Genomic DNA, 11,992 nt, shown 5'->3' on the forward strand with positions numbered 1-11,992 from the left:
GCCCCTAACGCCCGGGGTAACGGCCGGCGGCATGCCGTTTGGGTGGTCCGTCCCCGGGCATGCGGCGACTGGAGAAGGAGGCGACGATGGAAGCTCCGCAGTACGTCGCGGCCCGCGTCCAGCAGGCGCTGGCCGAGGACGAGCGTACGTGCGAGCTCGGCATCCGCGTGGACATCAGGGGGGACCAGCTCTTCCTGCGCGGCCAGGTGAGCGGGGCCGAGCACCGCGACCGGCTGGGAGAAGTGGCGCACGAGATCGCCCCCGGCCTGCGCCTGCACAACGAGATCAGGATCGTGGACGTCACCGAGCCGGGAGAGGATGAGCATCTTGACTGACCTGCGCATCGCGGCAGTGGGCGACATCCACCTGGGTGAGGAGGTTCGGGGCAGCTACCGGGAACGGTTGAACGGCATCGAGCGACGCGCCGACGTGCTGATGCTGGCGGGTGACCTGACCCGGCACGGCACGCTGGAAGAGGCCCACCTGGTCGCGGACGAGTTCCGCGACCTGCCCGTGCCCGTCGTCGCCGTCCTCGGCAACCACGACTACCACTCCGACCGGCAGGACGACATGGCCGCCGCGCTGCGCGACGCCGGGGTCACCGTCCTCGACGACGAGGGGACCGTCATCAGCTGCGGCGACACCAAGCTCGGCGTGGTCGGCGGCAAGGGCTTCGGCGGCGGGTTCGCCGGCAAGAGCGCGAGCGAGTTCGGGGAGCGGGAGATCAAGAACTTCGTGGCGCACACCAGGACCATCGCCGAGTCGTGGAAGCTGGCGCTGAAGAACCTCCAGACCGAGCGGCGGGTCGTGCTGTCGCACTACTCCCCGATCAAGGAGACGCTGGAGGGCGAGCCGCTGGAGATCTACCCGTTCCTCGGCAGCTACCTGCTGGCCGAGGCGGTCGACACCACCGGCGCCGACCTGTTCCTGCACGGGCACGCGCACAAGGGCACCGAGAAGGGCATGACCCCGGGCGGCATCAGGGTGCGCAACGTCGCCCTGCCCGTCCTCGGCCGGGCGTACGGCATGTACTGCCTCGACGGCGTCGACTGACGACGGCTACCGCCGGCCGGAGGGGCGCAGCCCGTCGATGCTGAAGGCCAGCAGGCGCTCGCCCTGTGCGGCGGATGTCTGTTCCCCGGCCCACGCGACGGCGTTGATCAGGGCGTACAGGTCTGAGGCGGTGGCGTCGCCCCGTACTGTTCCGGCGGCCTGCGCCCGCTTGAGGAGCTGTTCGCCGGCCGTGAGCACCGATTGGCAGGCGGTGTGCAGCTCCGAGGTCTCGTCTTCGACGCTGCGCATCAGGGATGCGGCGAGCCCTCGATACATCGTGGTGTGCGCTATCGCCGCCCGCGCCCAGATGACCAGCGCCTCATGCGCGGACGGATGGTCGAGGAGATCGCGGGCCTTCTCGGACAGCGTCTGCATGCGGTCGCGCATCAACGCCTCCAGCAGAGCCTGCCGGTTGGGGAAGTGGCTGTAGAGCGTGCCGTTCGCCACTCCTGCCCGCCGGGCGATGTCCTCCAACGAGGCGTCCACGCCGTGCTCGGCGAACACCGTCGCCGCTTCGGCGAGCAGTCGCTCGTAGTTGCGGCGCGCGTCGGCGCGCATCCGGCGTTGCGGTGCCGGGCCGGTGGTCGTCATGTGGGCGCTCTCCGGGTTGCTAAGTTGAGACAGTCTCAATATATTTCTTGAGGCAGTCTCAGCTTACTGTCGCCAAGCCCATCCCATCCGTCGAAGGGACCCCTGTGACCATCGCCGACAAGCCCGTCCTCGTCACCGGCGTGACCGGACGCCAAGGCGGCGCCACCGCCGCCCATCTCCTGGCCAACGGCTGGCCGGTGCGTGCCCTCGTCCGCGATCCGGACGCTCCAGCCGCCCAGGCGCTCAAGGGGCAGGGCGCCGAACTCCGCGTCGGTGACCTCGACGTTCCCGGCTCGCTCGCGGCGGCCGCCGCCGGCGCTCACGGCATCTTCGGTGTCACACCGGACGACCACGACCTCGACCGTGAGGTCCGCCGCGGCCGCAACCTCGCCGACGCCGGCGCGGCCGCCGGCATCTCCCACTTCGTGTTCGCCTCGGTCGGCGGCGCCGACCGAGGTACCGGCATCCCCTACTGGGAGAGCAAATGGCAGGTCGAGCAGCACATACGCGCGCTCGGCCTGCCCGCCACGATCCTTCGGCCGGTCCGGTTTATGGAAAACCACACCATTCCCGGGCTGCCCCTCGGTGGAATCGTCGACGGCGAGCTCAGGCACCTCTTCGCCCCGGACACCCCGGTGCAGCTGATCGCCGTCGCCGACATCGGCGTCTTCGCCCACCTCGCCTTCACCCGCCCACAGGACCACGTCGGACGGGCGATCGAGCTCGCCGGTGACGAGCTGACCCCCAGCCGGACGGTCGAGCTCATCAGCCGCAGCCTCGGACGGGAGATCACCTACCGGCAGGCCCCCCTCGACCGTTCCGGAATGGGCCCGGACGCGCAACGGGTGTTCACGGACGAGCGCGGTCTCTGGCGAGCCGACATCGCCGCGTTGCGGGAACGCCATCCCGGCCTGCTGGACTTCCCGTCATGGCTCCACCAGGGCGGCGCTGAGCAGATCAGAGCTATGCTCGCCGGCACGCCGCGCGTTCAGGCTCTCGGCTGAACCGCCGCCGGCCCGTCGGCGTCCCACCTGACCAGGGTGCCGACGTGGCCGACCTGGACGCCGCTGCGCGCGTCGATGCTGAAGGGGCCGAACAGCGTGGTGGTCTCGAGCGAGCAGGCCGCCGACCACAGCTGTGAGCGTTCGGTGCCGCCGGCGAGTTCGGCGCAGTGGACGGCGATCGCCGCCGCGGCGGCCGCCTGAGCCGCCAGATAGTCCGGAATCTGCCCCGAGCGCGCCCGGTACGCGCCGACGAAGCCGGCCTCGCCGATCCCGATCTCGGCCTCGCCGCCCCGTCCCGGGAACCACTGGCCCACGCCGTAGATCCCGGCGGGGTGCTCGACGGCCTGGCCGAACTCCCGCACACCCGCGGCCACGGCGCACGTCGCCTCCGGCGGGTTCGGCGCGGCCCGGCTGCGCCTGACCACCTCGACGTCCTCCTCGAACGAGCCGGCGCAGAACAGATTCCAGCTTCCCTCTCCCGAAAGATCATCACCCGGGCCAAGGCGGACAGTGGGGACGCCGAGCGAACGCGCGACCCCCTCAGCCCCCTCGGCGACCTGCCGTCCGAAACTGCCCTTGCCCTGGACGATCACGAGGAGCCGCACCCCGGCGACAGCGGTGATGTGCCGGACGAACGGCTCCGCGTACCGGCTCGCGGGCGTGGGCACCGACACGACGTGCCCGGGGTGGGCCGCCTGCACGTCGTCACCCGATCCGCCGTGGTTCCAGACGAGCCGGTCGAGGGCCGCCGCGACCCTGCCCGCCCTCCTCATCAGCCGCGTCGAGTACGGGCCGAGCAGCACGTCGCACCGGCCCGCCAACCGGCGAAGCGCCGCCTCCATCACCAGGGGGTCGCTCCGGTCGTCCTCGACGATCACCTCGACGGCGCCGTGCCACTCCCGCCAGACGTCGAGCCCCAGCCGAGCCTGCCTGCCGAAGCGCGCATACTCGCCGGACAGGGAGAGACAGGCTCCCATCCGAAGCCGTCCGATGTCGTCGGAGCTCTCATCGGACCGTGCGGCGTCTTCGTCAGGCAAGCTGATCGTTCTCCTCAGTTCGTGCATCACGCTCACTCGGCCTCGAGGACCGAGAAGTCGATGCCTCCCTCAGCCACCATGTCGCGCATGCGAGCCACAGCCGCTGACCGTCTACGCCGGTCGATGATCTCTCGCGGGACGGCGTCGGCTGTGTCCTTCTCGGACGAGGTGCCGAGCACCTTCGCGACCACGGCGTCGCGATCGAGGTCGGCCGATGCCTTCGTCATGATGTCACCCTCGCCTGTACATGCAGATCAAGGCCCAGTATCTGCTGCCTGCACGGTGTGCAGAGGAGGCAACGCCCGGATGGTCTTGAAGACGCTGAGGGAAGTCGCGCGCTTGAAACGCGCGAAGCGCGCACGCCGCGAGGATCTTCGGCCTGGCCTCGGGTCAGTCGCGTACCAGGCAGGGGCGTTTCGGGTCGAAGTGCCAGTCGGCGATCAGGTACTGCATCGCGGCGGCGTCGTCCCTGCTGCCCAGCCCGTGTTCCAGGTAGAGCCGGTGGGCCGCTTCGACGCGGTCCATGTCCAGTTCGACGCCGAGTCCGGGGAGCCGCGGCACCTCGATCTCGCCGCCTTCGATCCGGAGCGGGTCGCGGGTCAGGCGCTGGCCGTCCTGCCAGATCCAGTGCGTGTCGATCGCGGTGATGTCGCCCGGTGCGGCGGCGGCGACGTGGGTGAACATGGCCAGCGAGACGTCGAAGTGGTTGTTGGAGTGCGAGCCCCAGGTCAGTCCGGCGGACTCGCAGAGCTGCGCCACCCGGACGGAGCCGCGCATCGTCCAGAAGTGCGGGTCGGCGAGCGGGATGTCGACCGCGTCCGCCTTGATCGCGTGGACCAGCTGCCGCCAGTCGGTGGCGATCATGTTGGTGGCCGTGCGCAGGCCGGTCGCTCTGCGGAACTCGGCCATCACCTCCCGCCCGGAGTAGCCGCCCTCGGCGCCGCACGGGTCCTCGGCGTAGGCGAGGACGCCGGTGAGCGAGCGGCCGAGCGTGATCGCCTCCTCCAGCGACCAGGCGCCGTTCGGGTCCAGGGTGATCCTGGCGTCGGGGAAGCGTCCGGCGAGCGCCGTCACCGCCGCGGCCTCCTGCTCGCCGGGCAGGACGCCGCCCTTGAGCTTGAAGTCGGCGAAGCCGTACCGCTCGCGGGCCGCCTCCGCCAGGCGGACGATCGCCTCCGGCGTCAGCGCCTCCTCGTGCCGCACCCGCTCCCAGCCGTCGCCTTCGCCTTCCTGGTACGGCAGGCCGGTACGGGTGCGGTCGCCGAGGTAGAACAGGTAGCCGAGCACCGGCACCCGGGAGCGCTGCTGCCCGTCGCCGAGCAGGGCGGCCACGGGCACGTCCAGGTGCTTGCCCAGCAGGTCGAGCAGGGCGGCCTCCAGCGCGGTGACGGCGTGGATCGTCACCCGCAGGTCGAACGTCTGCGCGCCGCGCCCGCCCGCGTCACGGTCGGCGAACCCGGCCCGCACCCGGTCGAGGACGCCCAGGTAGCGGCCGATCGGCTGGCCGACGACCAGCTCGCGGGCGTCCTCCAGGGTGCGCCTGATGCCCTCGCCGCCCGGCACCTCGCCGACACCGGTGTTGCCGCTGGAGTCGGTGAGCACGACGAGGTTGCGGGTGAAGAAGGGCGCGTGCGCGCCGCTCAGGTTGAGCAGCATGCTGTCGTGCCCGGCGACCGGGATCACTCGCAGGCCGGTGACGACCGGGGTCACATGACCGGCTTCTTCCACGGGCGTCCCTTTCGTCTGGCGTGGTTCAGGAGGATAGGCCGGGCGACTGATGCAGGTCCAACACTAAATGTGCATTCTGTGATGCTAAACAGGTATCTATGGTGTCGATGGAGCAGCTCGTCGGGTTCGTCGCCGTGGCGGAGGAACTGCACTACGGACGGGCCGCCGAGCGGCTGCGGATGACGCAGCCGCCGCTGAGCAGGCGGATCCAGGCGCTGGAACGCGAGCTGGGCGTCGAGCTGTTCGACCGGACGAACCGGTCGGTGAAACTGACACCCGCCGGGCGGGTGTTCCTGGCCGAGGCGCGCAAGGTCCTGCAGCTGTCGCAGGAGGCCGTGCTGTCGGCCCGGCGCACGCCGAGCGGCGACGTGGGCGTGGTGACGATCGGGTTCACCGCGTCCACGGCCTACTCCTTCCTGGAGCGGGTCGTCGCGGCGGCCTCCGCCGAGCTGCCCCGGGTGGAGCTGGTGCTGCGCGAGATGGTCACCGCGGCGCAGGTCGAGGCGCTGCTGGCGGGCTCCGTCGATCTGGGCATGGTCCGTCCGCCTGTGACGGTGGCCGACATCGTGACGTCCCGCCTGCACCGCGAGCCGCTGCTCGCCGCGCTGCCCGAGGGGCACCCGCTCGCGCTGCGCGAGGCGTCCCCGCGGGTGAGCGACTTCGACGGCGAGCCGTTCGTCATGTATTCGCCGTCGGACGCCCGTTACTTCCACGAGGTCCTCATCGGCGTCTTCAGGACGGCAGGCGTCCAGCCTGTCTACCGGCAGTACCTCAGCCAGGTCCACACCATGCTCGCCATGGTCAAGGCCGGGCTCGGCCTGGCGCTCGTCCCGGCCGCCGCGTCGGCGCTGCGGCTCGACGGCGTCGTGCTGCGCCCGCTCGCCGACCTCGGGCCCGACCTCGTCGAGCTGGACCTGGCCTGGCGGGCGGGCAACGACAACCCCGCGCTGCTCCCTCTCGTCGGCGTCGTACGACGCCTATTCGGCGATCGTGCGGGTAGCCCGATCCCATGAGCAGCCACGGGCATGAAGTCACCGACGCCATCCTCGACACGCTCACGAGGGCCAGCTCCGCGCTGAAGGACGCCGGAGTGAAGTACGCGCTGGCCGGAGGATGCGCCGCCTACGCCAGAGGCGCCGCGCCGTCGCTGCACGACGTGGACTTCGTGCTCTCCGAGGATGACGTGCCCGCCGCGCTGGAGGCACTGCGCGCGATCGGCTTCAAGACCGCCAAGCCGCCGGAGGACTGGCTGGTCAAGGCGTACGACGACGGCCGCCTGGTGGACCTGATCTTCCGGGTCTCCGACAGCCCGGTCACCGACGAGCTGCTGAGCAGGGCCGAGCCGATGAAGGCGGCGTCCGTGATCGTGCCCGTGCTGGAGGCGACCGACCTGGTCATCTCGTGGCTGATGCCGCTGTCGGAGCACGCCTGCGACTACGGGGCGCTGCTGTCGCAGGTGCGGGCGCTGCGCGAGCAGGTCAATTGGCCGAGGGTGGCCGCGGTGACCGCCGACTCGCCGTACGCGACCACCTTCCTGACGCTGCTCGAACGGCTGGCCGTGCTGGAGTCACCGGTCAAGCCCAGCGGCGACCCGAGGTGGCCGTGACGTCCGGCGTCACGTTGAGTGATCGCTCGCGCACGCGCCCACGTGGTCGGTCGGGCCGCGCGGCGGCCATCTGACCAGTGCGGACGCCGCAATTTTCGGACATATAAGCAGCTTGCCGGACATGAAGGCAGAAGTCTGGATACGATCCCCGTCACAGACTGTGTAAGGAGGCGAGATGAGCCTCACGTCCGGAATGGAATGGGCCCCGCCCGGCGTGGACACCGCCACACCGAGCATCGCCCGCGTGCACGACGCCCTGCTCGGCGGGACCGAGAACTTCGCCGTGGACAGGGCCGTCGCGCGCAGGCTGAAGGACGCCGTGCCCGAAGTGGTGAACCTCCTCTGGTGCAACAGGGCGTTCATCGGCAGGGTCGTCGACTTCCTCGTCCGCGAGGCGGGCGTCCGGCAGCTCGTCGACCTGGGCTCGGGGCTGCCCACGATCGAGAACACGCACGACGTGGCCCAGTTCGCCGACCCCTCCGTGCGGGTCGTCTACGTCGACATCGACCCGATGGTCGAGCCGCACGCGCGGGCGCTGCTGGGCGGCGACGCCCGGGTCGCCGCGATCACCGCCGACGTCCGGGACGTCGACGCCGTCCTCGGCCACCCCGAGCTGGTACGGCGCATCGACTTCTCCAGACCCGTCGGCCTGCTCGCCGTCGGCCTGCTGCACCTGCTCCCCGACAGGGACGACCCGCACGGGCTGGTCAGGCAGTACATGGACGTGTTCGCGCCCGGCAGCCACCTGGCCGCGTCGACCATGCTCGCCACCCCTGGCCCGGGCGCCAACCCGAAGGCCACGGCGCTGGAGGCGATGCTCCAGGCCACCATGGGCACCGGCTACTTCCGCTCGCGCGAGGAGATCACCCGCTTCTTCGCCGGGCTGGAGCCGGTCGAGCCGGGCATCGTCCACCTGCCCGAATGGCGTCCGGACGAGCGGCTGCCCGGCCCGCTCGACACCTGGGAGGAGCTGCTGCTCGGCGGGGTCGCCCGCAAGCGGTGACCAGCGGTGACTATCCTCGGCGGGTCGCCGAGCTGACGCGCTTGAGGATGCGGTCCCACTCGGTGCCGAACGGGTTGTCCTGGACGAGGTAGGTCCAGGTCGCCGTGGGACGGCTCAGGTCGGGCTCGGGGGCCTCGAACGACTCGACGGCGCGGCGCTCGATCTCGGCCTGCAACGTCTTGTACTCGGCCACCGCCTCCCGGTGGAACTCGTCGATCGGGCTCATCCGGCCGAGCGCCCGCAGGTGGATGCCCTCGCGCAGGTCCGTCAGGAACGCCAGGTGCTCGGTCCAGCAGCGGTCGATCGCGTGCAGCACGATCTGCCTGGCCGTCTCGTCCCTGGTGTCCTCCGGCAGCGCGTTCCAGCGCTCGGGGTCGGCCTCGGCCAGCGCCTTGGCCGCCGCGTCGCCGTGCAGGACCTTGTCGCGCCACTCCAGGATGAGCTCGCGCTGGTGCTCCAGCAGCCGCGTGTAGCGCCAGGTGTTGCGGTGGATCTCCAGGTTGACGCCCTCGGCGACGCGCTGGGCGTGGCCCACCAGGTAGGCGCCGCGGCGGTGGCGCACCACGCCGTCGGCGTCGGCCGCAGGGGGGCGCTCGTCGGGGACGAACTGGGTGATGAGGTCGTCCTGCGTGCTGACGAAGAAGACCGAGCCGCCGGGGTCGCCCTGGCGGCCCGCCCGGCCGCGGAGCTGGTCGTCGAGGCGGCTGCTCGCGTGGCGGCCCGAGCCGATCACGTACAGGCCGCCCAGCTCGGCCACGCCGTCGCCGAGGCGGATGTCGGTGCCGCGGCCCGCCATCTGGGTGGAGACGGTGATCGCGCCGCGCTCGCCCGCCCTGGCGATGATGGCGGCCTCCTCGGCGTCGTTCTTGGCGTTCAGCACCACCGGCTCCAGGCCGCGACGCTGGAGGAGCATGGCCAGGTTCTCCGACTCGGCGACGTCCAGCGTGCCGATCAGGATGGGCCTGCCGGTCTCGTGGACCGCCTGGATCTCCTCGACCAGGGCGGCGTCCTTGTCGGGGACCGTGGGGTAGATCCGGTCCGGCTCGTCCTCCCGCACGCAGGGCCGGTTGGACGGGATCACCGCGACCTTCAGGCCGTAGAACTCGCCGAGCTGCTCGCTGACGGCGACGGCCGTACCGGTCATGCCGGAAATCTGCGGATAGCGGCGGATGAGGCCCTGGATGGTGATCGAGTCCAGGATCTCGCCCTTCTCGCTCGGCGGCAGCGCCTCCTTGGCCTCCACGGCCGCCTGCAGGCCGTCGGGCCAGCGCTGCAGCAGCGCCACCCGGCCGCGCGAGGGGTTGATCAGCTGGACGGCGCCGTCGCGCACGATGTAGTCGACGTCGCGGGTGAGCAGGGCGTGCGCGTGCAGCGCCAGGTTCAGCTCGATCAGCGTGTTGGGCTCCTGCTCGTCGTAGAGCTCGACGCCGAGCAGGCTCTCCACGCTGTCGGCGCCCTTGGGGGTCAGATAGACGTTGCGCGCCTGCTCGTCGATCTCGTAGTGGTACCCCCTGACCAGCTGCCTGACCAGCGCCGCCATCTCCGGCACCGCGCTGCCCGCGTCGGCCGCCCCGGCCATCACCAGCGGCACCCGGGCCTCGTCGACGAGGACCGAGTCGGCCTCGTCGATCAGCGCCACCTCGGGCGCCGGGACGATGATCTCGCCCGGGTCGGTGCGCAGCCGGTCGCGCAGCACGTCGAACCCGATCTCGCTGACCGGCCCGTACGTGACGTCCTTCGCGTACGCCTCGCGCCGCTCGTCGGGCGTGGAGTTCTGCCCGATCCACCCCACGCTGACGCCCATCGCCTCGTAGAACGGGCCCATCCACTCCGCGTCGCGCCTGGCCAGGTAGTCGTTGACGGACATCACGTGGACCCGCTTGCCCTGCAACGCGTACCCCGCCGCGGCCATCGCGCCCGCCAGCGTCTTGCCCTCGCCGGTGGCCATCTCCGCCACCTGCCCGTCGAGCAGCGCCAGCGTGCCGAGCAGCTGCACGTCGTACGGGCGGAGCCCGAGGGTCCTGTCGGCGGCCTCGCGGGCGACGGCGCAGAACTCGGCCAGGTCGTCCATGCCCGGGGTCGGCAGCTCGTCGAGCGCGCCGATCCGGTCCGCGCGGCTGTTCGCCGCCTTGACGACCTTCTGGTACGGGCTCAGGCTCACGCCTCCTGGACGGTCCAGTAGGTTCCTGAAGATTCCGGAAATCGAGGCCACAGTTCCTCCAACGCGCGCTCTGTCTGCACCGTTCCCGCCCGGGGCGAGGGGCGGAGCGACGGTACGGCAAGCGTCGCCGTACCGGACCCTAACCCATACGACGTCCCGAACCGCCACTCCGCTCCCGCCAGGTGTTACGGGTGTTCGCGGCCGGCACTGGCCAGCACTGTCACCGCGGCGAGCAGCAGCGCGCACCCGGACCACCCGAGCGGTGTCAGCCGCTCGCCCATGAGGGCGACGCCGAGCACGGCCGCCCCCACCGCCTCGCCCAGCGAGATGATCGAGACGGTGGTGGCGCTGAGCGCCGTCAGCGCGCGGAAGAACAGCCCGTACGCCAGCGCGGTCGGCACCGCGCCGAGATACACCAGCAGGGCCAGCGACGGCAGGTTCACCGCCGGCAGCACCCCGTCGGCCAGCGCGAACGGCGCCAGGCAGCACGCGCCCACGACGAACCCGCCGATGGCCGTACCTTCGGGATCGTCCCGGTGCCGCCGCGAGTGCAGCGTCACGCCCGCGTACCCGGCGGCGGACAGCAACGCGAACCCGACGCCCGCCAGCTGGCCCTGTCGCACGCCGCCCAGCGCGGACTCGCCGGTGAGCAGCAGCAGCCCGGCCAGCGCCGTGACGAGCGCGGCCAGTCCGAGCCGCTCCAGCCGCTCGCCCAGCAGGAAGCGGCTGCCGAGCGCCGTGAACACCGGGGTGGCGCCCATCGTCACCACGGTCGCGATCGCCACCCCCGAGCGCGCGATGGCGACGAAGTAGGCGGTCTGGTAGACGGCCATGCCGACTCCGAGGAGGAGAAGGCGGGGGAGCGCGGCCGACGCCCGGCGGCTGATGGCCGCACCGGGCCGGTTCACCGGGTCGGCGGCCGGTTCGCGGTTCGCCGGACGTCCGGCGGCCGGACGCCGGCGGGCCGCCAGGCGGCTGACGGCGAGGAGGAAGACGGCGCCCAGCAGGTAGCGCCAGAGGGACACGTCGACGGGCCCGAGGCCGCCGGACTGGAAGAGGAGCGCGCCCGCGGCGCCCCCGGTGCCCCAGGCGGCAGCGGCCACGGAGGCGTAGAGCGCGCCGCGGCGCGCGGAAACGTGGGTCATGACAGAGCTCTCCGGAGTGGAGTGGTCGGAAGGGGCCCGTACGCGGGCAGCGACCACCCCCGGATCTGTCAGACCCGGAAATTTCAGGAAATGCCGCCCGCTACTGGGCGGGCGGCGGGGAGCAGATCAGACGTCGCGTCACCCGGTCAGACTAGCCGAAACGGCCGTTCTGTACCTGACAGAGGATGGCAGGTATGCCTGGAAGACTCTCCGTCATGACAACGAAGGCGAAGCTCCTGGCCGTCACCATCGACTGCGCGGAGCCCAAGAAGCTGGCCGAGTTCTACCACCAGGTCACCGGCCTGGACATCCAGTACTCCGAGGACGAGTACGCCGCCGTGGGCGACGGCACCACGAACATCTACTTCGGCCGCCTCCCCGGCAGGAAGCCCGTCGTGTGGCCGAGCGACGACAAGCAGTTCCACCTCGACTTCCGGGTGCCGGACGTGGAGAAGGCCGTCGAGGAGTACGTCGCGCTCGGCGCGACCCGGCCCGACTTCCAGCCGGGCATCACCGACGGCCGCGTCGGCTGGGTCGTCCTGCAGGACCCGGAAGGCCACGTGTTCTGCGTCTGCCCCGAGAAGTCGTGATGGTTGAGGTGATGTAACTCCAAAGTCGTGGGAGATTGATAAGCCGAAAGGATGATTCGACGGCAATCGTTCCC

At 71.2% G+C, this 11,992-nt stretch carries 13 protein-coding genes; 7 read left to right on the forward strand and 6 right to left on the reverse strand.

The window, feature by feature from the left end; all coding sequences use genetic code 11:
• Positions 1 to 86: 86 nt before the first annotated feature.
• Entirely contained in the window at positions 87 to 335 is a 249-nt protein-coding gene (locus ABT294_RS24555) for a BON domain-containing protein (RefSeq protein ID WP_350808585.1), read from the forward strand.
• Positions 319 to 1,053 (forward strand): metallophosphoesterase family protein, encoded by a 735-nt coding sequence (locus ABT294_RS24560; RefSeq protein ID WP_350808586.1) that lies wholly within the window; start codon positions 319 to 321, stop codon positions 1,051 to 1,053. The genes ABT294_RS24555 and ABT294_RS24560 overlap by 17 nt, the downstream gene beginning before the upstream one ends.
• Positions 1,054 to 1,059: 6 nt before the next feature.
• Here ABT294_RS24560 and ABT294_RS24565 read toward each other — a convergent pair whose 3' ends face one another.
• Positions 1,060 to 1,644, reverse strand: coding sequence for a TetR/AcrR family transcriptional regulator (locus ABT294_RS24565; RefSeq protein ID WP_350808587.1), 585 nt, complete (start codon positions 1,642 to 1,644; stop codon positions 1,060 to 1,062).
• 104 nt (positions 1,645 to 1,748) lie between these two features.
• Between ABT294_RS24565 and ABT294_RS24570 the strand changes: the two genes are divergently transcribed.
• Positions 1,749 to 2,648 carry an NmrA/HSCARG family protein gene (locus ABT294_RS24570; protein WP_350808588.1) on the forward strand — a complete coding sequence of 300 codons (900 nt, stop codon included), beginning with the start codon at positions 1,749 to 1,751 and terminating at the stop codon, positions 2,646 to 2,648.
• Here the strand turns inward: ABT294_RS24570 and ABT294_RS24575 are convergent.
• The 3 genes from ABT294_RS24575 to gudD form a co-directional block, all read right to left on the reverse strand.
• Entirely contained in the window at positions 2,633 to 3,685 is a 1,053-nt protein-coding gene (locus ABT294_RS24575) for an ABC transporter substrate-binding protein (RefSeq protein WP_350808589.1), read from the reverse strand. The two genes, ABT294_RS24570 and ABT294_RS24575, sit on opposite strands and share 16 nt — an antisense overlap.
• A gap of 32 nt (positions 3,686 to 3,717) precedes the next feature.
• Positions 3,718 to 3,912, reverse strand: a complete 195-nt coding sequence (locus ABT294_RS24580) for a type II toxin-antitoxin system VapB family antitoxin (RefSeq protein ID WP_350808590.1) — start codon at positions 3,910 to 3,912, stop codon at positions 3,718 to 3,720.
• Positions 3,913 to 4,075: 163 nt separating this feature from the next.
• Positions 4,076 to 5,395 carry a glucarate dehydratase gene (gudD, locus tag ABT294_RS24585; protein WP_350808591.1) on the reverse strand — a complete coding sequence of 440 codons (1,320 nt, stop codon included), beginning with the start codon at positions 5,393 to 5,395 and terminating at the stop codon, positions 4,076 to 4,078.
• Between the two features lie 125 nt (positions 5,396 to 5,520).
• Here gudD and ABT294_RS24590 point away from each other — a divergent pair, with 125 nt between their 5' ends.
• From ABT294_RS24590 to ABT294_RS24600, 3 genes are all read left to right on the forward strand, one after another.
• Positions 5,521 to 6,426 carry a LysR family transcriptional regulator gene (locus ABT294_RS24590; protein ID WP_350808592.1) on the forward strand — a complete coding sequence of 302 codons (906 nt, stop codon included), beginning with the start codon at positions 5,521 to 5,523 and terminating at the stop codon, positions 6,424 to 6,426.
• Positions 6,423 to 7,019, forward strand: a complete 597-nt coding sequence (locus tag ABT294_RS24595) for a nucleotidyltransferase family protein (RefSeq protein WP_350808593.1) — start codon at positions 6,423 to 6,425, stop codon at positions 7,017 to 7,019. The genes ABT294_RS24590 and ABT294_RS24595 overlap by 4 nt, the downstream gene beginning before the upstream one ends.
• Before the next feature lie 175 nt (positions 7,020 to 7,194).
• On the forward strand, positions 7,195 to 8,022 hold the full coding sequence (locus ABT294_RS24600) for an SAM-dependent methyltransferase (RefSeq protein ID WP_350808594.1): 828 nt from the start codon (positions 7,195 to 7,197) through the stop codon (positions 8,020 to 8,022).
• A 10-nt stretch (positions 8,023 to 8,032) separates the two neighbouring features.
• On the opposite strand, the gene secA2 is transcribed toward ABT294_RS24600, so the two are convergent.
• Together secA2 and ABT294_RS24610 are read right to left on the reverse strand one after the other, a co-directional pair.
• Positions 8,033 to 10,183 (reverse strand): accessory Sec system translocase SecA2, encoded by a 2,151-nt coding sequence (secA2, locus tag ABT294_RS24605; protein WP_350808595.1) that lies wholly within the window; start codon positions 10,181 to 10,183, stop codon positions 8,033 to 8,035.
• A gap of 185 nt (positions 10,184 to 10,368) precedes the next feature.
• Positions 10,369 to 11,328 (reverse strand): DMT family transporter, encoded by a 960-nt coding sequence (locus ABT294_RS24610; protein ID WP_350808596.1) that lies wholly within the window; start codon positions 11,326 to 11,328, stop codon positions 10,369 to 10,371.
• A 215-nt stretch (positions 11,329 to 11,543) separates the two neighbouring features.
• Here ABT294_RS24610 and ABT294_RS24615 point away from each other — a divergent pair, with 215 nt between their 5' ends.
• Entirely contained in the window at positions 11,544 to 11,918 is a 375-nt protein-coding gene (locus tag ABT294_RS24615) for a VOC family protein (RefSeq protein ID WP_350808597.1), read from the forward strand.
• The last annotated feature ends 74 nt before the right edge of the window (positions 11,919 to 11,992 follow it).

It is taken from the genome of Nonomuraea sp. NPDC000554, assembly GCF_040300065.1.
In the GTDB taxonomy this organism is placed as follows: domain Bacteria; phylum Actinomycetota; class Actinomycetes; order Streptosporangiales; family Streptosporangiaceae; genus Nonomuraea.